Origin of the sequence: Tatumella sp. JGM118, assembly GCF_018257515.1 — a bacterium.
In the GTDB taxonomy this organism is placed as follows: Bacteria; Pseudomonadota; Gammaproteobacteria; order Enterobacterales; family Enterobacteriaceae; genus Tatumella; species Tatumella terrea.
Genome location: NZ_JAERJR010000028.1, coordinates 1 through 21,355, shown reverse-complemented (window position 1 = coordinate 21,355; position 21,355 = coordinate 1). Strand labels below are relative to the sequence as shown.

General features: G+C 54.0%; 20 protein-coding genes and 1 other RNA gene. 9 read left to right on the top strand and 12 right to left on the bottom strand.

Annotation, left to right across the window (positions count from 1 at the left end):
- Positions 1-94: 94 nt before the first annotated feature.
- The 6 genes from JK223_RS15970 to JK223_RS15945 all read right to left on the bottom strand — a co-directional run bounded on the left by JK223_RS15970 (position 95) and on the right by JK223_RS15945 (position 7,054).
- Positions 95-748 (bottom strand): hemolysin III family protein, encoded by a 654-nt coding sequence (locus tag JK223_RS15970; RefSeq protein ID WP_212715136.1) that lies wholly within the window; start codon positions 746-748, stop codon positions 95-97.
- Positions 749-897: 149 nt separating this feature from the next.
- Positions 898-1,437: a GNAT family N-acetyltransferase gene (locus JK223_RS15965; protein ID WP_212715135.1), complete on the bottom strand. Its 540-nt coding sequence runs from the start codon at positions 1,435-1,437 to the stop codon at positions 898-900.
- A 79-nt stretch (positions 1,438-1,516) separates the two neighbouring features.
- Positions 1,517-4,390 carry an aminomethyl-transferring glycine dehydrogenase gene (gcvP, locus tag JK223_RS15960; protein ID WP_212715134.1) on the bottom strand — a complete coding sequence of 958 codons (2,874 nt, stop codon included), beginning with the start codon at positions 4,388-4,390 and terminating at the stop codon, positions 1,517-1,519.
- A gap of 102 nt (positions 4,391-4,492) precedes the next feature.
- Positions 4,493-4,876, bottom strand: a complete 384-nt coding sequence (gene gcvH / locus JK223_RS15955) for a glycine cleavage system protein GcvH (protein ID WP_212715133.1) — start codon at positions 4,874-4,876, stop codon at positions 4,493-4,495.
- A gap of 24 nt (positions 4,877-4,900) precedes the next feature.
- Complete coding sequence (gcvT, locus tag JK223_RS15950; protein WP_212715132.1) at positions 4,901-5,995, bottom strand: glycine cleavage system aminomethyltransferase GcvT; 1,095 nt, start codon at positions 5,993-5,995, stop codon at positions 4,901-4,903.
- Positions 5,996-6,613: 618 nt separating this feature from the next.
- Entirely contained in the window at positions 6,614-7,054 is a 441-nt protein-coding gene (locus JK223_RS15945; RefSeq protein WP_212715131.1) for a GNAT family N-acetyltransferase, read from the bottom strand.
- 211 nt (positions 7,055-7,265) lie between these two features.
- Here JK223_RS15945 and JK223_RS15940 point away from each other — a divergent pair, with 211 nt between their 5' ends.
- Positions 7,266-7,508: a hypothetical protein gene (locus tag JK223_RS15940; protein WP_212715130.1), complete on the top strand. Its 243-nt coding sequence runs from the start codon at positions 7,266-7,268 to the stop codon at positions 7,506-7,508.
- Between the two features lie 172 nt (positions 7,509-7,680).
- Here the strand turns inward: JK223_RS15940 and pncA are convergent, their stop codons facing one another.
- The 5 genes from pncA to JK223_RS15915 form a co-directional block, all read right to left on the bottom strand.
- Entirely contained in the window at positions 7,681-8,337 is a 657-nt protein-coding gene (pncA, locus tag JK223_RS15935) for a bifunctional nicotinamidase/pyrazinamidase (RefSeq protein WP_212715129.1), read from the bottom strand.
- Positions 8,338-9,209: 872 nt separating this feature from the next.
- Entirely contained in the window at positions 9,210-10,418 is a 1,209-nt protein-coding gene (ubiI, locus tag JK223_RS15930; RefSeq protein ID WP_212715128.1) for an FAD-dependent 2-octaprenylphenol hydroxylase, read from the bottom strand.
- Positions 10,419-10,431: 13 nt separating this feature from the next.
- Positions 10,432-11,610, bottom strand: coding sequence for a 2-octaprenyl-6-methoxyphenyl hydroxylase (gene ubiH, locus JK223_RS15925; protein WP_212715127.1), 1,179 nt, complete (start codon positions 11,608-11,610; stop codon positions 10,432-10,434).
- An 18-nt stretch (positions 11,611-11,628) separates the two neighbouring features.
- On the bottom strand, positions 11,629-12,957 hold the full coding sequence (gene pepP / locus JK223_RS15920; protein ID WP_212715142.1) for a Xaa-Pro aminopeptidase: 1,329 nt from the start codon (positions 12,955-12,957) through the stop codon (positions 11,629-11,631).
- A gap of 52 nt (positions 12,958-13,009) precedes the next feature.
- Positions 13,010-13,588 (bottom strand): YecA family protein, encoded by a 579-nt coding sequence (locus tag JK223_RS15915; protein ID WP_212715126.1) that lies wholly within the window; start codon positions 13,586-13,588, stop codon positions 13,010-13,012.
- A 165-nt stretch (positions 13,589-13,753) separates the two neighbouring features.
- Between JK223_RS15915 and zapA the strand changes: the two genes are divergently transcribed.
- The 6 genes from zapA to JK223_RS15885 all read left to right on the top strand — a co-directional run bounded on the left by zapA (position 13,754) and on the right by JK223_RS15885 (position 17,778).
- Complete coding sequence (gene zapA, locus JK223_RS15910) at positions 13,754-14,083, top strand: cell division protein ZapA (protein ID WP_025902723.1); 330 nt, start codon at positions 13,754-13,756, stop codon at positions 14,081-14,083.
- 39 nt (positions 14,084-14,122) lie between these two features.
- Positions 14,123-14,306, top strand: a non-coding RNA gene (ssrS, locus tag JK223_RS15905) — 6S RNA.
- A 119-nt stretch (positions 14,307-14,425) separates the two neighbouring features.
- Positions 14,426-15,013: a 5-formyltetrahydrofolate cyclo-ligase gene (locus tag JK223_RS15900; RefSeq protein ID WP_212715125.1), complete on the top strand. Its 588-nt coding sequence runs from the start codon at positions 14,426-14,428 to the stop codon at positions 15,011-15,013.
- A 256-nt stretch (positions 15,014-15,269) separates the two neighbouring features.
- Positions 15,270-16,139 carry a small-conductance mechanosensitive channel MscS gene (mscS, locus tag JK223_RS15895; protein WP_212715124.1) on the top strand — a complete coding sequence of 290 codons (870 nt, stop codon included), beginning with the start codon at positions 15,270-15,272 and terminating at the stop codon, positions 16,137-16,139.
- 147 nt (positions 16,140-16,286) lie between these two features.
- The gene (locus tag JK223_RS15890; RefSeq protein ID WP_212715123.1) at positions 16,287-16,916 is read left to right on the top strand and encodes a LysE family transporter; all 630 of its coding nucleotides are present in this window, start codon (positions 16,287-16,289) and stop codon (positions 16,914-16,916) included.
- A gap of 94 nt (positions 16,917-17,010) precedes the next feature.
- A complete protein-coding gene (locus JK223_RS15885; protein WP_212715122.1) occupies positions 17,011-17,778 on the top strand; it encodes an oxidative stress defense protein in 768 nt (255 codons plus the stop codon).
- Positions 17,779-17,786: 8 nt separating this feature from the next.
- Here JK223_RS15885 and JK223_RS15880 read toward each other — a convergent pair whose 3' ends face one another.
- Positions 17,787-18,713 carry a LysR family transcriptional regulator ArgP gene (locus JK223_RS15880; RefSeq protein WP_212715121.1) on the bottom strand — a complete coding sequence of 309 codons (927 nt, stop codon included), beginning with the start codon at positions 18,711-18,713 and terminating at the stop codon, positions 17,787-17,789.
- Positions 18,714-18,901: 188 nt separating this feature from the next.
- Between JK223_RS15880 and rpiA the strand changes: the two genes are divergently transcribed.
- Both rpiA and serA read left to right on the top strand, forming a co-directional pair.
- The gene (rpiA, locus tag JK223_RS15875) at positions 18,902-19,567 is read left to right on the top strand and encodes a ribose-5-phosphate isomerase RpiA (RefSeq protein WP_212715120.1); all 666 of its coding nucleotides are present in this window, start codon (positions 18,902-18,904) and stop codon (positions 19,565-19,567) included.
- 236 nt (positions 19,568-19,803) lie between these two features.
- On the top strand, positions 19,804-21,042 hold the full coding sequence (gene serA / locus JK223_RS15870; RefSeq protein WP_212715119.1) for a phosphoglycerate dehydrogenase: 1,239 nt from the start codon (positions 19,804-19,806) through the stop codon (positions 21,040-21,042).
- Positions 21,043-21,355 lie beyond the last annotated feature (313 nt).

Genomic DNA, 21,355 nt, shown 5'->3' with positions numbered 1-21,355 from the left:
AACGTATTGACCGGGCTCAGCAGACAACCACGCTGGCCGAAGGGCCAGCGACTTTAACGCTAATAACGGAGCCTTTACGGCTCCGCTCTGCAGTTTAGCGAACGTAGAAGTAGATAGCGCAGAAGTGACAGATTGCCCCCCCGAGCACAAAACCATGCCAGATCGCATGATTATAAGGGATGCGCCGCGATACATAGAATATCACCCCCAGCGAATAGACAATGCCGCCCATCGCCAGCAGCCAGACACTGGCGGATGAAAGCCGGGTCGCCATCTGATACACCACGATCAGTGACAGCCAGCCCATCAGCAGATAAGTGACCAGCGACAGGATCTTAAAACGATGGGCTATCGTCAGTTTAAAAATAATGCCCGCCAGGGCTAATGCCCAGATCACGACCATTAACGTATGTGCCAGCGGCGATTTCAGCCCGACCAGTAAGAAAGGGGTGTAAGTCCCGGCGATCAGCAGATAGATCGCACAATGGTCGAATTTTTTCAGCCAGGGCCTGGCTTTCGGCGAAGGAATAGCGTGATACAGGGTTGAGGCCAGAAACAGCAGGATCATACTGCTGCCGTACAGGGTATAACTGATAATGGTGATCGCCCCGGCATTATGTTCAATGGCACGGGTCAGTAACAGTACAAGTCCGACAATTCCGAACAGGCATCCCAATCCGTGGCTGATGCTGTTAGCCACCTCTTCGGCCAGAGAATATCCCTTCGGAAATAAACGATGTTGTGTCATGCAGGCTTCCTGATTTCAGTACGTTGTTTCCGGTAATGCACAGGTAGCGTAGCGAAGAATATTTTCAGTGTACAGGTGTAAGCTGAATTATTTTTGTGAATGCCTATGTCTGCCGCCTGCGAAAAATTCCGGCACCAATGGAAGCACTCTTACCCCGGTATCTCCGGTTTCGGGTCGCTAGCGTAACGAACAAAATGCAGGTCATCATGCCATTGTCCTGCCAGATAAAAGCTCCGTGACTGCCGTTCTGTCAGACGAAAACCGCAGCGCTGCATCAGCCGCTGACAGGCCTCATTACCGTCGGTGACCTGACAGCATAAACGGTCGCCGTAACCCTCGCTGAAAAAACGCGCAGCCAGGCAATTCAGCGATTCGGCAGCATACCCTTTTCCCTGCCCCTGCGGGGAGAAGATAAAACCGGCCTCAGCGCCGGTTTCCTGCAGACAAAAGCCGGTCAGGCCGACCGGCTCTCCGCTATCGCGATCACTCAGCAACAGACACAGCCAGTGCTTACTGCTGCGCTGCCACAGCGGCAGACGACTGCTGAATTTCTCACGGATACTCTGTTCACTCAGCGGGTCGGTAATAAATCGCATGACCTGCCGGTCACGGTACAGTTGCAGGAAAAAAGGCCAGTCATCAGCACATAGCTGACGGCCGGTTAAACGGGGGGTAATCAACGGAGTCATGAATTTTTTTCCGGATAATCCACAGGTCAGGTTAATCATAGATCAACGGCTGTCCCGGAAGACAGCCGCGCAGAGCAGGTTACTGATAATCGCTGACGGGTACGCAGGAACAGAACAGATGACGGTCCCCGTAAACATCATCCAGACGTTTCACTGTCGGCCAGTATTTATTATCACTGCCCGCCGGGAACACCGCCAGTTCACGGGAATAACAATGCGACCATTCAGCGGCCAGTTCCTGTTGGGTATGTGGCGCATTGACCAGAGGGTTATCCTCCGCAGGCCATTCACCCGCGATGACCTTCTCTATCTCGCCACGGATAGCCAGCATCGCCTCAATAAAGCGGTCCAGCTCATGCAGGCTTTCCGATTCGGTTGGCTCCACCATCAGTGTCCCTGCCACCGGGAAAGACATGGTCGGCGCATGGAACCCATAGTCAATCAGTCGCTTAGCGATATCCATTTCGCTGATACCGCTCTTTTCTTTCAGCGGACGAATATCAAGAATACATTCATGCGCCACGTACCCCTGCTCTCCGGTATAGAGAATGGTATAAGCCTCCCCCAGACGGCGGGCAATATAGTTAGCATTCAGGATAGCCACAGAGCTGGCCTGCCGCAGGCCTTCGCTTCCCATCATTCGGATATACATCCAGCTGATAGGCAGAATAGACGCACTGCCAAAAGGTGCCGCAGACACGGCCCCTTCACGGGTCAGGACGTCTGCCACCCGGACGATACTGTGCCCGGGCACGAACGGTGCCAGATGCGCCTTAACACCGATTGGCCCCATCCCCGGCCCGCCGCCGCCGTGCGGAATACAGAAGGTTTTGTGCAGATTCAGATGCGAGACATCGGCACCGATAAAGCCGGGTGAGGTCAGCCCGACCTGAGCATTCATATTTGCGCCATCCAGATACACCTGCCCTCCGTACTGATGGACGATGCTGCAGACTTCACGGATCGTCGACTCATACACCCCGTGGGTGGAAGGGTAAGTCACCATAATGCAGGACAGCTGCTCACCTGCCTGCTCTGCCTTCACACGCAAATCATTCAGGTCAATATTCCCCTGTTTATCGCAGGCGACCACCACCACCGACATGCCTGCCATCTGTGCAGACGCAGGGTTGGTCCCGTGGGCCGAGGCCGGGATCAGGCAGATATTACGCTCCGGCTGGTGACGGCTTTCATGATAACGACGGATTGCCAGTAAACCGGCATATTCTCCCTGTGCGCCCGAGTTAGGCTGCATACACAGGGCATCGTAACCTGTCAGCCGGACCAGCCAGCGGGACAGCGTGGCTATCATTTCCAGGTATCCTTCTGCCTGGGATGTCGGGCAAAACGGGTGCAGTTCTGAAAATTCCGGCCAGGTCACCGGTAACATCTCGGCGACCGCATTCAGCTTCATGGTACAAGAGCCCAGCGGGATCATGGCCTGATTCAGGGCCAGGTCCTTGCTTTCCAGCCGGTGCATATAACGCATCATTTCCGTTTCGCTATGATAACGGTTAAACACCGGATGGGTGAGAATGGCTTCCGTGCGATATAACGCCGCCGGCACGGAGGTGCTTTCAGCGGCTGCCTGAGCATCCAGCACGTCAAAATCGATCGGTACATCATTGCCGGTAAGAATGGTCAGTAATACCTGTAAATCTTCCCGACGGGTCGTTTCATCCAGCGTCACGCCAATGGCCTGAGGTAAATCGGTCCGCAGATTTACCTGATGATCGGCCGCCCGCTTCAGTACAGCGGCTTTATCTTTGACTTCCACCATCAGCGTATCAAACCAGTGACTGTTATGGAGTCTGAACCCCTGCTGCTGCAGGGCGGCAGCCAGAATATCGGTCAGACGGTGGATGCGTTCGGCAATTTTTTTAAGTCCCAGCGGACCATGATAGACCGCATACATACCGGCAATATTGGCCAGTAACACCTGTGAGGTACAGATATTGGAATTGGCCTTTTCACGGCGGATATGCTGCTCACGTGTCTGCATCGCCATACGCAGTGCCTGATTACCGCTGACATCCCGGGATACCCCGATAATGCGGCCAGGCATCGCGCGTTTATGCTCATCCCGGCTGGCAAAGAACGCTGCGTGCGGTCCGCCGTAGCCCATCGGTACCCCGAAGCGCTGGGAGGAGCCAAAGACAATGTCAGCTCCCTGTTCACCCGGTGAGGCTAACAGCACCAGCGCCATAAAATCGGCCGCCATGCTGACAATGACTTTGCGTTCCCTGAGGGTCGCGATAAGATCCCGATAGTCATGCAGATGGCCCCGGGTGCCGCAATACTGCAGCAGTACACCAAACAGATCCTGATGATCCACCGCCTTCTCTGCCGCATCGATAATCAGTTCAAACCCGAAGGTTTCGGCGCGGGTGCGCACCACATCGAGGGTCTGCGGATGCACATCTTCCGCCACAAAAAACTTATTGGCATTTTTAAGCTTACTGACCCGTTTCGCCATCGCCATGGCTTCAGCCGCAGCCGTGGCTTCATCCAGTAAGGAGGCCGAGGCAATATCCATCCCGGTCAGGTCAAGAGTGACCTGCTGAAAATTAAGTAGCGCTTCCAGACGCCCCTGCGACACTTCCGGCTGATAAGGGGTGTAAGCGGTATACCAGCCCGGATTTTCCAGCAGATTACGCAGGATCACCGGCGGGGTGATCACCGCGCTGTACCCCATACCAATCCAGGATTTAAAGCGCTTATTACGCCCGGCGATCGCCTTCAGTTCAGCCAGCGCCTGTTGTTCCGTGACGGCCTCACCGACCGCCGGCAGTTCAGGCAAACGGATATCCTGTGGCACGATGGCATCGATCAGTTCCGGCAGAGAGCCGGCACCGAGAAATTGCAGCATTTTTTCCTGCTGCTGTGGTGAGGGTCCGATATGGCGGGTAATAAAGTCATTCTGATTTTCGAGCTGGCTGAGTGTCCGGGTCATTCGCTTTGCATCCTGAATCAGGCGGGAAGATAAATAGCAGGACGCAGAGTTCCTGCTCTGGCAGAGGGCACCGGCAGTATTCTGCCGGTCACCGGAGGGCGTTTATTCGCCGATAGACGCGGTATAGGCTTCCGCATCCAGCAGTCCCTGCTGACTGTCGCTGGCTGGTTTCAGTTTAAACAGCCAGCCGTTCTCATAAGGCGCGCTGTTCACCAGTTCCGGGTGCTCACCCAGCGCCTCATTAATCGCAATCACTTCACCACTGAGCGGTGCATAAATATCAGAAGCGGCCTTCACTGACTCAGCTACCGCACAATCTTCTCCCTGGGTGACCTGAGCGCCGACATCCGGCAGGTCAACAAACACCATATCGCCCAGTAATTCCTGCGCATGTTCGGTGATCCCGACGGTAACGCTGCCGTCAGCTTCCTGACGCACCCATTCATGACTCTCGCGGTATTTTAATTCAGCCGGAACATTGCTCATTCGGGTTATCTCCTGAAATTATTGTTATACCAAAGGTTTACCAGCACGAACGAACACCGGTTTGCAGACGGTAACCGGCATTTCGCGCTGTCTTATCTGTACCACGGCACTGTCGCCGATGGAAGCGGGCACGCGGGCAAGGGCAATGCTGACGCCCAGGGTCGGTGAAAACGATCCACTGGTGATAATGCCCTGCTGACGGACGCCATCGGTATCGGTAAACAGCACCGGTTGCGCGTGACGCAGGACGCCTTTTTCTTTCAGCACCAGACCGACCAGTTTTTCGGTCCCCCGCTCACGCTGCGCTTCCAGGGCCTCACGGCCAATAAACTGTCTGTCTTCCGGCTGCCAGACAATGGTCCAGCCCATATTGGCGGCCAGAGGCGAGACGCCCTCATCCATATCCTGCCCGTAGAGATTCATCCCGGCTTCCAGCCTCAGTGTGTCACGGGCGCCCAGCCCGGCAGGCCTGACACCGACCTCCTGCAGATGCCGCCACAGATCAGGTGCCTGTTCTGCCGGTAGCGCTATTTCATAGCCCGACTCACCGGTATAACCGGTGGTAGCAATAAACCACTCTCCGCTCTGTACACCGAAGAACGGTGCCAGCCCTTCAGTGTCCTGCCGCTGGCTCTCTGTCAGCAGGCCCTGTACTTTTTGCTGAGCATGAGGCCCCTGAACGGCAATTAAGGCCAGTTCGCTGCGTTCCTGTAAGGTGACACCAAAAGGCACCGCATGAGAGCTGATCCAGGCAAGATCTTTTTCGCGGGTCGCAGAGTTGACCACCAGCCGGAAGTGCTCCTCTGTCAGAAAGTAAACGATCAAATCATCAATCACGCCGCCGGAGGCATTCAGCATAGCGGTATAGAGCGCTTTGCCGGGGTGTGTCAGCCGTGCAACATCATTGGCCAGCAGATAACGAAGAAACTCACGGGTCCGGGCACCGTGCAGATCCACGATCGTCATGTGGGAGACGTCAAACATTCCGGCATCCTGCCGCACCGCCAGATGCTCATCGATCTGCGAGCCATAATGCAGCGGCATCATCCAGCCATGGAAATCGACCATCCTGGCACCACAGGCCTGATGCTGTTCAAATAAGGGGGTGTGCTGAGTCATAACCGTCGTCCTGTCGAAAAGTGAGAGGTTTACCGGTGGTGATTTACGTGTTCCGGGGTTAAAACCCCGGGCGCAAACGATACCCTGTGAAAAACTTACCACCGAATGCGGTACTTCACCATAAGCAAAATAATGGCAAAAAATCGTGATGCCCCCTGATGGTGCAGAACCTTCTGCAGCAAAAAACACCAGATAACCGACGGTTCTCTGAACAAATCACCGTCAGACACTCCTTACAGCAGAATTTAAAGACAACTGACCGGCGAATACCGGTGACAAATTAATGACCGTGTTTTTGCTAAGGATTAGAAAAAGTATGGCAAAGGAGGACGTCGAATTAGAATAAATCAAATGAGGTTCAAAAGTGGTGCAACTCGACCTGTTGTCCCGCGACTGAATGACAGGAGGCTGTTCTCGCGGGAAATGCCCCATGGTTATGCCGGAACGCTATCATAAAGAGGTATTCCGCTTATCGCCGGACGATCACTAGTCTGCTCTTCCCTGGCCCGGCCCGCCCCGGGACAACGGCATCGGGGGACATAACAGACCGGTCACTCAGTGGTCAGGCGCTCTTCTGTCCGGCAGATGCCCGGTCTGTGTATGTTTACAGGGTGCAGTTTACAGACTGATACTGTAACGAACAAAATCGCCCAGTTCAGCCAGCCTGTCGTAGAGCTTTCTTGCCGGATTGGACTCACGGGTTATCCAGTAAACTTTCGCCCAGGATTTTTCTTTAGCTTCGTCACGGATGGCTTCGATCAGCGCTTTACCCGCACCCAGCCCCCGCATGGTCTCGTCCACAAAGAGATCTTCCAGATAACACAAAGGCTGCGTATACCAGGCTCCTTCATGTAAAACAAAGATAGCAAACCCGATAATCTGCTTATCTGTCTCCGCCACCCTGCACATCAGTGAAGAGTCTGGCGACAGTGCTCTTTCCCAGGTCGATAAGGTCACCGACTGATCAAGCTCACTGCCGGCAAAGGCCAGATATTGCTGCCACAGTGTCATCCAGGCGTCGTAATCCCCGGCCTGAACCTCGCGTATACGAACCGTCATTCTGCCCTCTCTTTCTTTTTGTGATGAGTCAGAATAACCACCGGAATACCGCTTGTATATCTGCTTTCGGGGAATGACAGACAGGTTAGGCGGAAAAGCGTACGGGTTCCGTTCAGCCCCTGTCTCTGACATAACTGAAAGACGACACTGTACAAAATCAGTCCACATTAGCTATGTTATTTCTGACGACACCATTGTTCGCGGGGAAACCATGCCGGAGTTCTGTTTTTTCAAAAAGGGTAACCACATCGCCGCCACAGACAGGCAGGATGTGGAAAAATCCGCGCAACTGACCGCGGAAGGCTGGCAGAAATGCTTTGAAGAAGTGAATGCCGTGGATGCGGAGAGCGCACTCCGCAGACTGGCAGACCTGCGCCAGCAGACAGTCACTACGGAGCACGCGTTTATCACCGGGTCCGTATTCAGTAGTCTTCTGACCGCCATTCTGAAATAACTGCAGCCAGGCGGCCTTCCCCGGTAAACCGCCGGATTGCACCCGCCAGGGTTACAGAGAAATGTCGTCATGCTGCCCGGTCATTCACCCTGCGGCCTGAACTCAGGTAAAGGTCACCCCGTAAACCCCTCCGGCCCGGTGTCACGGTGCATGGGTGAATAAAGGCTGCCGTTTATAAGGCGGCGGGCAGCAGTTCAGACGAATTCGTCAGAATGACGCCATGGCTCAGCATATCGGCCCTCGCCGCGGCCAGAGAGCCCTGAAAATCGATCCCCTTGCAGGCATCTTCGATTACCGTGGTAGTGAACCCTGCCAGTCGTGCATCAATAGCGGTCATTGCCACACAGAAATCCGTCGCCAGACCAACAATATAAACGCTACTGATCTCACGGGCCTGCAGCCAGGCGGCCAGCCCGGTCGTTGTCTGCCGGTCGGCTTCGGTAAAGGCGGAGTAACTGTCGATATCCTGATGGCAACCTTTGCGGATAATCAGCCGGGCGTGCGGAATGTCCAGCTGGCTATGAAGCTTTGCTCCTTCACTTTCCCACACCGCATGCACCGGCCAGAGGTGCTGAGGGCCATAACGGGTTTCGATGATATCGCCGGGCTGTTTACCGGGATGATTTTCGGCGAACGACAAATGGTTATGCGGATGCCAGTCCTGAGTCAGAACAACGTTACTGAAACCACGGGCCAGCTGGTTGACCCGTGGAATGATCGTTTCGCCGCCGGGAACCGCCAGACTCCCGCCGGTCACAAAGCAATTCTGCACATCCACGACAATTAACGCCCTGTGCCGGTCCGGCGCGAAGGGTTCAGGTAAAGACATAACGTTATCTCCGTCAGTTCACTGTAAGGCTCCGGGCCCCCGGGAGCGGTGTCAGAAAGCCAGTATAAACAGAGTTCCCGCCCGAAAGCGACAGGCATACCCCGCGTAACTCTGCTCCGGTTCACGGCCGTCAGTTGATTGCGGCGGAATATTTCCTGCTTAACGGATTGTCGTGGAGAGTGAACATTAAAAATCGGTGATCACGGAGGCTCCCACAGCAGTCAGCAGTCAGCAGTCAGCAGTCAGCAGTCAGCAGTCAGCAGTCAGTATAAACAGAGCATTTGTCCTGAAAGCGACAGGCATACCCGGTGTAACTCTGCCCGGTTCACGGCCGTCAGTTAATTGCGGCGGAGTACTCCCTGCTTAACGGATTTTCGTGGCGAGTGAACATTAAAAAGGGGTGATCACGGAGGCTCCCGCAACACTTAGCACTTAGCACTTAGCACTTAGCACTTAGCACTTAGCACTTAGCACTTAGCACTTAGCACTTAGTATAAACAGAGCATTTGTCCCGAAAGCGACAGGCATACCCGGTGTAACTCTGCTCCGGTTCACGGCCGTCAGTTAATTGCGGCGGAGTATTCCCTGCTTAACGGAATGTCGTGGCGAGTGAACATTAAAAATCGGTGATCACGGAGGCTCCCACAACGCTGCCAGAAAGCCCGTATAAACAGAGAATTCTCACTGACTATTAATAATTGGCTGTGGCTGTGGCTGTGGCTGTGGCTGTGGCTGTGCAGATGATCATTGACTAACGTCAGGAACACTCAACGATTCCCGGGTGTTTACAGAAAATAACGATGTCCCTCAGCAACCATCAGTTAGAAGAGTACGTAAAAAGGCCCGCCTGGTGACGGGCCGTTTCAGCCGGACTAGCTGTTTTTCAGCCACTCAGGCAAGTCATGCAGGCCCATTGCCTGCTGCAGCAATTTCGGCTTAACCCCGGGCAGGATATCGGCCATCTTCAGCCCGAAATCACGCAGTAATTTCAGGGCCGGGTTGCTGCCGGCAAACAGTTCACGGAAGCCCTGCATCGACGCCAGCATCATCGCCGCGCTGTGCTTGCGACTGCGTTCATAACGACGCAGGTAGAGATGCTGACCAATGTCTTTGCCCTGCTGCTGCAGGCGACGGATCTCACCGATAAGCTCTGCGGCATCCATAAAGCCGAGGTTTACCCCCTGCCCGGCCAGCGGATGGATAGTATGGGCCGCATCGCCCACCAGTGCCAGCCGGTGCGCAGCAAACTGCCGGGCATAACGTGCCATCAGCGGAAAGGTTTGGCGCTCACTTTCCACGCTGCATAACCCCAGCTTCATATCAAACGCGACCGACAGTTGCTGATTAAACTGATCTTCAGACATCCCCTTCAGTCGTTCAGCCTGTTGCGGTTCGCAGGACCAGACAATCGAACTCAGATGCGGATCAGAGAGCGGCAGAAAAGCCAGAATGCCTTCACCGTAAAAGATCTGCCGGGCGACGGAATGATGGGGCTGCTCCGTACGGATATTGGCCACCAGCGCATGATGCTGGTAGTCCCTGAACATCAGCGGAATATCCGCTTTTTTTCGCAGCCAGGAATCTGCGCCGTCCGCCGCAACCAGTAACCGTGCCGTCAGCATAGTGCCGTCTTCCAGCGTAACGAAAGCTTCGTTATCACCGAATGCGACCTGCTGAAGCTGTGCCGGAGCGATCAGTGTCACGTCACTGCAGCGGCTGGCCCGTTGCCATAACGCTTCGCGCAGCACCTGATTTTCAACAATATAGCCCAGGCTGGTCATTCCCTGATGCTGATCGTCAAAACGGATATGACCAAAGCTGTCTTTTTCCCAGACTTCCATGCCGTGATAAGCGCTGGCGCGCATCGCCAGAATATCCTGCCAGACACCGAGGTGACTGAGCAGACGTTCGCTGGCACGATTAATCGCCGACACCCGGACCGACGGGGCTGCCTGCAGATCCGGCGGGGTATGCGGTGACTTCTCCAGTACCGCAACGTTCAGGCCACTGCCCTGCAAACCGCAGGCAACCGCCAGACCCACCATTCCGCCACCGGCGATGACAACATCAAAGCTCTGCATCAGTACTCTCTCATTAACGTTTCACCCAGCCCAGGGTACGCCCGGCCAGCTGATGTTTAAGCCACGGCATTTTATCCATCACCGTTAAGCCAATATTACGACCCGCGACTAACGGCAGATTCCGGTTAGAAAAAAGCCGTACCAGGCCATCGGTAACAGCGATGGTTTTCTGCCGGTCAGGTTCACGCCGTTCCTGATAGCGCTGCAGCACGGCGTACTCACCAATATCTTCCCCGGCATGATTTGCCCGGGCGACCGTTTCTGCCAGCGTCATAACGTCACGCAGGCCAAGATTAAACCCCTGTCCCGCAATCGGATGCAGCGTCTGGGCTGCATTCCCGGCCACCACCAACCGATGGCGGGTGATTTCCTGTGCCTGCTGTAATACCAGCGGATAGTAGTCACGTTTACCGCAACGGATAAAACGTCCCTGCCGCCAGCCAAATGCTTTCTGCAGTTCATCCAGGAATTGCTGTTCACTCCAGGCCTCCACCTGTGAACGTCTCTCCGCCGGATGGCACCAGACCAGAGAGTAACGATCACCGGACATGGGTAACAGTGCCAGCGGCCCGTGCGGCGTAAACCGCTCATAGGCTCTGCCGGCGGGTAATTCGCGGGTTCTGACATTGGCGATCACCGCAATCTGCTGATAATCCTCCTGCTGCCAGCGCACGCCACAGTCCGCTGCCAGAGAAGACCCGGAACCATTGGCCACCACCAGCAACTTCGCCTGCAGTTGTTCGCCATTGTCCAGCGTAACCGTAACCTGCTCAGCTGTCCGCGATACACTTTCCGCCCGTGCAGGACAGATCACCGTCACGCCGGGGGCATGCTTAAGGCGTGAAAACAGTTGTTGTCCGGCATCATGCAGTTCGACCACATTGCCCAGCGCCGGCAGCCCGTACTCATCATGACGGATGCCGACATGGCCAGGAAAACCGCGATCACTGACGTGAATGTCGGTGATCGGCGTCGCACAGCCGGCAAGATGTGACCAGATACCAATCTGTTCCAGCTGCTGACAGGTTCCCGCTGCCAGGGCAATCGCCCGGCCATCAAAACCGGGATGCCCGCGCTCGCCGGGCGTGGTTGCTTCAATCAGTGTGACAGGAAGTTTTCCCTGTGTGAGGTGAGAGACCGCCAGCGCCAGTGTTGCACCGGCCATCCCTCCCCCTGCGATAATCATGCTCATGCTGCGCTATTTCACCTGTTAGCGGTGTGACTGTCTGGCTTCTGCCATCAGTGCTTCAATATCATCTGCATTTTTTACTACAGTATCGGTCAGGTTTTCATGACCCTGCTCAGTAATCAGGATATCGTCTTCAATACGGATACCAATGCCGCGGTATTGGGGCGGAACCTCCGCATCCGGCGCAATATAAAGCCCCGGTTCCACGGTCAATACCATTCCCGGCTCCAGCAGGCGTTCACGTGCCGGTGATCCGTAATCACCCACATCATGCACATCCAGCCCCATCCAGTGGCCCAGCCCATGCATATAGAACTGACGGTGAGCATTTTCCGCGATCAGCGTCTCAATGTCTCCCTGCAGTATGCCAAGCCGTACCAGCCCGGTCACCATGATACGCACCACCTCGTCATTCACCTCACGGATGCTGACGCCGGGACGGTAGAGGGATAATGCTGTTTCCAGTGATTCCAGTACGATGTCATAGATTTCACGCTGTGCCGGACTAAAACGTCCGTTCACAGGAAACGTGCGCGTAATGTCACCGGCATAGCCGTAGAGCTCACACCCGGCATCAATCAGCACCAGATCACCGTCGCGTAATTCACTCTCATTTTCGGTGTAATGCAGAATACAGCCGTTTTCACCGCCACCTACGATAGTGCCGTACGAAGGAAACCGTGAGCCATGACGGCTGAACTCGTGATGGATTTCACCTTCGAGCTGGTATTCGTACATTCCCGGCCGACAGACTTCCATCGCCCGCTGATGGGCCAGTGCACTGATTTTCCCGGTCTGACGGAGGATCGCTATCTCTTCATTATCTTTAAACAGACGCATTTCATGGACCAGCGGCCGCCAGTCGGTCAGTGTACCGGGCGCGCGCAGGTTCTGACGGCTGCCCTGACGTAATTTATTAAGCGCGTTAAAGACTTTGCTGTCGGCTGACTCATCCTCGCCCTGCGCAAAGTACACCACATCCAGACCATTGAGCAGCTGATAGAGCTGATCGTCCAGAGCCTCCCAGGGCAGCGCTTTATCGACACCGAGTTTTTGCGGGGCAGCATCCTGGCCCAGACGACGGCCCGACCAGATCTCTGCGGTGACATCCCGGACCCGATTGAACAGCACGCTGTGATTATGATTTTCATCACTTTTTATCAGTAACAGGAGCGCCTGAGGCTCATTAAAGCCGGTGAAATACCAGAAATCGCTGTTCTGGCGAAAAGGGTATTCGGTGTCACGGCTGCGGGTGACTTCCGGGGCGGCAAAGAATAATGCAGCACTGCCCGGGACCATTTTTGCCAGGAGTGCCTGGCGGCGCCGTTGGTAATTTTCCTGCGTGATCATCATCAGTGCTCCCTGTTGACCCGGCCGGTGACGACCGGGAGATAAAAATTAATTAATGCAGTGTCGGTTTCTTAACTTCAACCGCCGTCGGCTGAGGACGATTAAACGTTTCATAGCACAGGACCGCCGCGACGCGGACATATTCGAGCACTTCTTCCAGGGACTGCTCCAGTTCTTCCTGGTCTTCGTCTTCATCGTAGCCTAACTGCGCGATAGTTCGCAGGTCATCGATGGCTTCGCCGGCTTCACCGGTCACTTTATCCAGTTTAGGCTGGGTGACGCCCAGGCCCAGCAGGAAGTGATTAACCCAGCCAGCCAGCGCATCGGCACGCTCAAAGACAGTTGTCTGACCGTCTTCAGGCATCAGTAAGCGGAACATAAAGCCATCGTCTTCCAGTGTCTGTAACACCGCATCGCGCATTTCCTGCAGCGGCTGAGAGAGCGTCTGTGAGAAGGCCAGGCCATCATTGGCCAGGTCATGGACTAAGGTTTTCCAGCTGTGATCCTGATTGCCACCACAGATGATACCACTGATCAAACCGTGCATTTCTGCCGCTGTCATTCCTACCCCCTGCGAAGAGAGTGTGGCAGACAATGCATCATAGGAAGGTAGTGCGTTCTGTAAGGACATAGTTATTCATCAATGTTGGAAAGTTAAGTTCATGGTATGCTACCACTAGCAGCCTGAAGGATTCCAGAAAAGGGGTTGTAAGTTATTATTCAGGTCTATATAGTGGCCCCCGTTCCCCGATAAAGCGTCTCGGATGCGGGCAATGTAATCAGTCAGGAAGGTGGCATGTCTGCGCAACCAGTAGATATACAAATTTTTGGTCGTTCATTAAGAGTTAACTGTCCGCCGGAACAGCAGGAAGCGCTGAATGCGGCCGCAGCTGACCTCGACCAGCGGTTGCAGGACTTAAAAGTCCGCACCCGGGTGAACAATACCGAGCAGCTAGTGTTCATAGCAGCATTAAACATCTGTCATGAACTGGCGCAGGAAAAAAGCAAAACCCGTGATTATGCATCGAATATGGAACAACGTATTCGCATGCTGCAACAGACTATTGAACAGGCATTAGTTGAGCAGGGTCGGATCACCGACCATCAGGGACCTAAATTCGAATAACACTTTATGGATCCTGTGCTACAATTTCCATGAAGTAAATTTTCTCTGGGATGTTTGCGAGCGGGCCAGTCCCCTGAGCCGATATTTCATACCAACAGAATGTGGCGCTTCATTTTTTGTGTGCATGCCCGGTTCGTCCGGGAAGCCTGATAATAATGACGGCATGTTCACCTTGAACCAAGGGTTCAAGGGTTACAGCCTGCAGCGGCATCCCGGAGATCTCCCCTTACGACGTTCCAGTCCTTCCGGACACTTCTTCCCTGAGTCATCCCGTTTCTGCCTTCCGGTATCCTCATCTTCTGTGTCAGAATATCCGTTATCCTTACTTTTTACGGAAATGCCGTGACTTACTCTCAGTCTGAACGACAACAGATCCGTGCACAGATACGCCGCCAGCGCCAGGCTCTCAGCCCGCAGCAACAGCAACTGGCCGCACAACAGGTGGCGGAACGCGCCCTTTCCTTTCCTTTATTAGCGCAGGCGAGGAACGTTGCTCTGTTTCTTTCTTTCGACGGCGAACTGGATACCCGGCCCCTGATCACCCGGTTATGGCAACGCGGACAGCAGGTTTATCTGCCGGTATTGCATCCTTTTTCGCAGGGGCAGTTGCTGTTTATCCGTTATCTTCCCGATACACCACTGAAGCCTAATCGCTTCGGCATCCCTGAACCGTCATTAAACCTGACGGAGCTGGCACCGCTGGATACGCTGGATATGATTCTGGTGCCATTGGTCGCCTTTGATGCTCAGGGACAACGGCTGGGGATGGGCGGTGGCTTCTACGACCGGACGTTACAGCACTGGCAGCAGCATGGTGTACTGCCCGCAGGCCTGGCCCATTGCTGCCAGCAGGTCCCTGCCCTGCCCACGGAACAGTGGGATATACCGCTGCCGGTGATCATCACCCCGGAAAAGATCTGGCAGTGGTAAGCCACCGTCGTCCGGGCTTACGGCCCGGTCAGCATGCCTGATAATAAAAAACTTTAAACCGCACGGAAAACTCACCCGCCTGACCATAAAAACCTCAAACCGAACAGACAAAAACCCACAGATAAACAGATACTCCCAACACACTCCCGCCAATCCGCGTTTGGCATTTTACCATTTATTGTTTACCCTTGTGCTGAGCTGTCGGAGTGGCAGGCTCTGTTCGTTTCACTCAGGAATTTTATTACAGGATTATTAAATGCAAGACTTAAATGTTGTGGGAAGCCTCCACAATGCCGGCAGTTGGCTGGCACGCAATCAGGACCTATTGCTGAGTTATGCGGTAAACATTGCAGCAGCAATTGCCATTCTCTTTGTGGGTTTCATTGTCGCCCGTGTGGTGTCCAACGGGTTAAACAAAGTACTGCGCGCCCGTAGCATCGATCAGACCGTTGCCGACTTCCTGGCGGTACTTCTGCGTTATGTCATCATCGCATTTACCGTCATTGCCGCACTGAGCCGCGTCGGCGTTCAGACTGCCTCGGTGATCGCTGTATTAGGTGCTGTAGGTCTGGCCGTAGGTCTGGCGCTGCAGGGATCGCTGTCCAACTTTGCCGCCGGTGTACTGCTGGTAACATTACGTCCTTTCCGGGTCGGTGAGTTTGTGGATATCGGTGGCGCTTCCGGTACCGTACTGAGTGTTCAGATTTTCTCTACCACATTGAAAACCAGCGATGGCAATATGGTGGTGGTGCCTAACGGCAGCATTATCTCTGCTAAAATCACTAACTACAGTCGTGAGCCATTAAGCCGCAGCCAGTTTATTATCGGTGTCTCTTATGATTCTGATATTGATGAAGTGTTCTCTGTTCTGCGCAAGGTGGTTGAAGCGGAAAGTCGTGTGCTTCAGGATAAGCCTATTGTTGTCGCGCTGAACGAAATGGGGGCTTCCAGCCTGAATATCGTTGTGCGTTGCTGGACGACATACAATGACCAGACTCAGACCTACTGGGATCTGATGGCAGCCTTTAAACGTGCTCTGGATACCAACAAAATTGGTCTGCCGTATCCGCAGATGGATGTGCATCTGTACAATCAGGCGTCAGTAAAAGCCGAAACTGCAGAGTAATCCCTCCGCCTGTCTGTGCTCACCACAGACAGGCGTCTTCCGCCGCCCCCTCCGCATAAGTTTTACTAATTACCGATAAGTTCTTTCCATTTCCTTTTATCGTGGAAAATCGCCAGACTCTGCACATAAATTTGCGGAGATATAGTTATGTTATTCTATTTACAAGGAATTACCCTTGGGGCGGCACTTATCCTGCCGTTAGGCCCCCAGAATACGTTGATACTGAATCAGGGGATCTTACGTCAGTATGCGTTGATGGCGGCCAGCTTTTGTATGCTCAGTGATGTGGTATTAATCGGTGCCGGTATTTTTGGGGGCAGTGCGCTGTTACAGCATTCTGTGGTGGCATTACAGTGCATTACCTGGGCTGGTTGTGCATTTCTGCTCTGGTATGGCTGGGGGACGTTGCGGCAGGTGTTCAGACCGGCACCGGCAGAGAATGACCGGCAACCCTCCGGCCGTCAGCGTCTGAAATTACTGATGACATTATTCGCAGTCACCTGGCTGAACCCGCATGTTTACCTGGATACGTTTGTTGTACTGGGGAGCCTGGGGAGTCAGGTGCCGGCAACGGAACGCGGCTGGTTTGCCGCCGGAGCCATTACCGCCTCTGTCGTCTGGTTTTATGCGCTGGCACTGCTTGCCGGAACATTATCCCCCTGGTTACGGCGTCCGCGCACACGCCAGATCATCAATTTACTGGTGGCGCTAATGATGTTCTTTCTGGCATTCCGGCTATTTGAAGACGGGATCCGTATGCTCAGGGACGCTATGTAAAGCTTTGTCTGTCTAACGAACTTTCCGCTGCCGTCTGAATCCAATGGGCTATAGTTCGATGAAAGACTGATGCTAACTTTCCGGGAGAGAATCTGTGAAACTTCACCCACTGGTGATATCTGTTGTACTGGCCGGCAGTCTGTCGGGGCTGCCTGTCATGGCGGCTGACGTACCGGACCAGCCACATATCAGTACCTCCGGCCACGCCTCGGTGGACGTAAAGCCGGATATGGCGACGCTGACGATTGTTGTAGAGCAAACGGCCAGGCAGGCGACAGAAGCGAAAAAACGTGTGGATGATCGGGTAGCACAATACTTTGATTACCTGCAACAGCAGGGGATCGCGAAAAAGGATATTGATGCCGCCAATATCAGTACGCAGCCACAATACGATTACAGTAAGCAGGGTAAAGCCCAGCTGACCGGCTATCAGGCATTGCGTCAGGTCACGGTCACTGTCCGGCAGATAGATAAACTGAACACCTTACTGGACGATGCATTAAAAGCAGGGCTTAATGAAATCCGTTCGGTCACTCCCGGGGTCAGTCAGCCGCAGCGCTATCAGCAGCAGGCCAGGGATGAAGCCATTAAAGATGCCATTTCGCAGGCAAATGCGCTGGCAAAAGGATTTAATTCCCAGCTCGGGCCGGTATGGAGCATTCAGTACCACACCGAAGATGTCTCAGCCCGTCCGGCAATGCGGATGTACAGCCTGGCGAAAGCCAGTGCAGATACCACACCACAGCAGACCTATGAGCAGCAGAGCATCAGTTTTGATGATAACGTGAGTGTCGTCTTCGAACTGGCCCGGCCAGCGAAGCCTGCCGCCACACCTGCGACAGCACCGAAAAACCAGCCGTGAATCGGGGATTAGCCGCCGAACGTGCCCGGGTCTGACGGGTATTCTCCCTGTCGTAAAACCCGGTGCCCGTGTTCCAGCAGGGCATCGGTGACACGACGCATTAAACGACTCTCCGGCGCAAACCGGTGCCAGTACAGCATCCGCCGCTGGTAGAGGCCGGGAGTCAGGTCAACCAGTTCCCCTTTCGCCAGTTCGTTGCCAATCTGCAGATGCGGGATCATACAACAGACCGAACTCTGTCTGGCCAGCTGAACAAAGGCCTCGGAAGAGTTAACGATATGGCACGGCACACTGCCCGGAGGCAGATCAAAATATTGCTGCAGAAAGGCCTGATGCATATCATCCAGGTGGTCAAAGGCGACCGCCGGGGCTTTCAGTAATGCATTTCGTGTCACCCCGTTCGGGAAGTAACGGCTGGCAAATTCGGGGGAGGCAACAAACAGATAATCCAGGGCACCTAACTGATCCACCAGACAGCTGGGTAATGCCTGCGGCTGGATACTTACCGCACCCACAACCTCACCCCGGCGTAGTCGCTCCTGGGTGCGGCTTTCATCTTCCACCTGCAGGTTTAGCCGAACCGGTGAGTCGGCCAGCACATCTTTCAATGCAGGCAGTAACCAGGTCGCCAGACTGTCGGCGTTAACGGCGATAGACAGCAGTAGCGGAGTACTGTTACCGGACTCATCAGCCAGCCACTGCTCTTCCAGCATCTCTACCTGATGCAATAGCGCCAGTAACTTCTGACCCTGTTCGGTCGGGCGGGGAGGAACAGTGCGGACCAGCAGGGGCTGGCCAAAAAGATTCTCCAGCTGTTTAATGCGCTGTGAAACAGCGGACTGAGTAATACATAACTTTTGTGCAGCGCGTTCAAAACCCCGCTCTCGTATCACTGCATCCAGGGCCTGAAGGGTTCGGTAATCCGGGCGTTTCATGGGTATTTTCTCCCGGTTGCAGGGAAAAGATATCCCCGGTTAAGTTCACTGACGCGCACTAAGATGGTCTCTCCGTATATTTGCTGACGGTTTTATAAAACATAGGAACTTGCCGGCAAGAGTAGGTTTTTTTTCTTTTGCTTGCTTTATACTACGCTGACGAACAGTGCGTACAGGTTTAACATATCATGAGCCGTGATGAATTAAAAAAAGCAGTGGGTCAGGCAGCGCTGAAGTATGTCCGTCCCGGAACGGTAGTAGGCGTGGGTACCGGCAGTACCGTTGCTCACTTTATTGATGCATTAGCCACTATGAAACATGACATCGAAGGAGCCGTCTCCAGCTCTGAAGATTCGACGGCAAAATTACTGGCCTGTGGGATCCCGGTCATCGACCTGAATAATGTCGACCAGCTCTCGGTGTATGTTGACGGTGCAGATGAAATCAATCCGCAAATGCAGATGATCAAGGGCGGTGGTGCGGCGCTCACTCGCGAGAAAATTATCGCCGCCGTCGCCGAGCAGTTCATCTGTATTGCCGATGCCAGCAAACAGGTCGATGTGCTCGGGCATTTCCCGTTACCGGTCGAGGTGATCCCGATGGCCAGGGCGTATGTTGCCAGAGAACTGGTGAAAATGGGTGGATTACCCGAATACCGGCAGCATGTGGTGACAGATAACGGCAATATCATTCTCGATGTTTACAACCTCAGCATTGTGAATCCGGCTGAGCTTGAGCGTAAAATCAATGCATTACCCGGTGTAGTGACCGTCGGATTATTTGCGGCCAGAGGTGCAGATGTAGCGCTGATCGGTACGGAAGGCGGTGTGATCACCCTGAAGAAAGGCGTCTGAGAGGCGTCTTTTTTTTTAGTTAATTTTAGTGATTTATATCACATTTAAATAAGTAACTGATAAATTCTTCTTTCCTGCAGACGTAATCGTTTTCTTTTTATCGAAATCTGCTGAAACCGCAGTGCGGGCAGCCTGAAACCGGGAACGGGTTTCTGTTGCCCGTCGCGGAAATTTTGTTATGTTGACAGAAGAAATGCTTATATTCGTCTCAATATCGTCAACCATAAGGTCGGGCAATGGCAAAGGTATCACTGGAAAAAGACAAAATTAAGTTTCTGCTGGTGGAAGGTGTTCATCAGACAGCGCTGGATAATCTTCGTGCAGCGGGCTATACCAATATTGAATTTCATAAGGGTGCACTGGATAGCGAATCTCTGAAAGAATCGATTCGCGATGCACACTTTGTCGGGATCCGCTCCCGTACCCACCTGACCGAAGACGTATTTGCGGCCGCAGAAAAATTAGTGGCGGTCGGTTGCTTCTGTATCGGGACTAATCAGGTTGATCTGGATGCCGCGGCAAAACGTGGTATCCCGGTCTTCAATGCGCCGTTCTCTAACACCCGTTCGGTGGCTGAGCTGGTCATTGGTGAACTGCTGCTGCTGTTACGCGGTATTCCTGAAGCCAATGCCAAGGCTCATCGGGGGATCTGGAACAAGAATGCCAAAGGCTCGTTTGAAGCCCGTGGCAAAAAGCTGGGGATCATCGGTTACGGTCATATCGGTATGCAGCTGGGTGTGCTGGCCGAAAGCCTGGGTATGCATGTGTTCTTCTACGATGTGGAAGATAAGCTGCCATTAGGTAATGCGACGCAGGTAAAACATCTGAATGATCTGCTGGGGATGAGTGATGTGGTTACTCTGCATGTTCCTGAAACCCCGAACACACAAAATATGATCGGCACTGAGCAACTGGCGGCAATGAAAAAAGGCGGCCTGCTGATCAATGCCTCCCGCGGAACGGTCATTGATATTCCGGCGCTGTGTGAAGCGCTGGCAAGCAAGCATCTGAGTGGTGCCGCTATCGACGTTTATCCGCAGGAACCGGCCAGCAACAGTGATCCTTTTGTCTCGCCACTGTGTGAGTTCGATAATGTGATCCTGACGCCGCATATCGGTGGTTCTACCGAAGAAGCGCAGGAGAATATTGGCGTGGAAGTATCCGGTAAGCTGATTAAATACTCTGATAACGGTTCAACGTTGTCAGCAGTAAACTTCCCTGAAGTTTCCCTGCCTGGCCATGCCGCCAGCGCCAGCCGTTTGCTGCATATCCATGAGAACCGGCCGGGCGTACTGACCGCAATCAACCAGATTTTTGCCGAGCAGGGCATCAATATTATGGGGCAGTATCTGCAGACGACGCCGTATATGGGCTATGTGGTTATCGATATTGACGCCCCGCAGGATGTCGCCGACAAAGCGCTGCAACTAATGAAAGGTATTCAGGGTACGCTGCGTGCCCGTCTGCTGTACTAAGATGCCAGATGCAGTATCCAAAAGGCGGGGAAACCCGCCTTTTTTGTCGCTGTAATCCGGTATCGGGCGCGACGTCGACTGGCATTAACAGGACCGGGCAAAGGGCGCAGGGCCGCGCCCTCTGCACTCCGGGCCTTGCGACAGATCTGCCCGCCGGTATGGGACCGGTGAAAAACCGGAAGAGCTTTTTATTATCATTACGGTGAGTGTTCCGTTCGCTTTTTTATCGGGCTGGCTGCCCAAGCCCCGCCGCGGGCGACCGGGCAAAGGGCGCAGGGCCGCGCCCTCTGCACTCCGGGCCTTGCGACAAGCC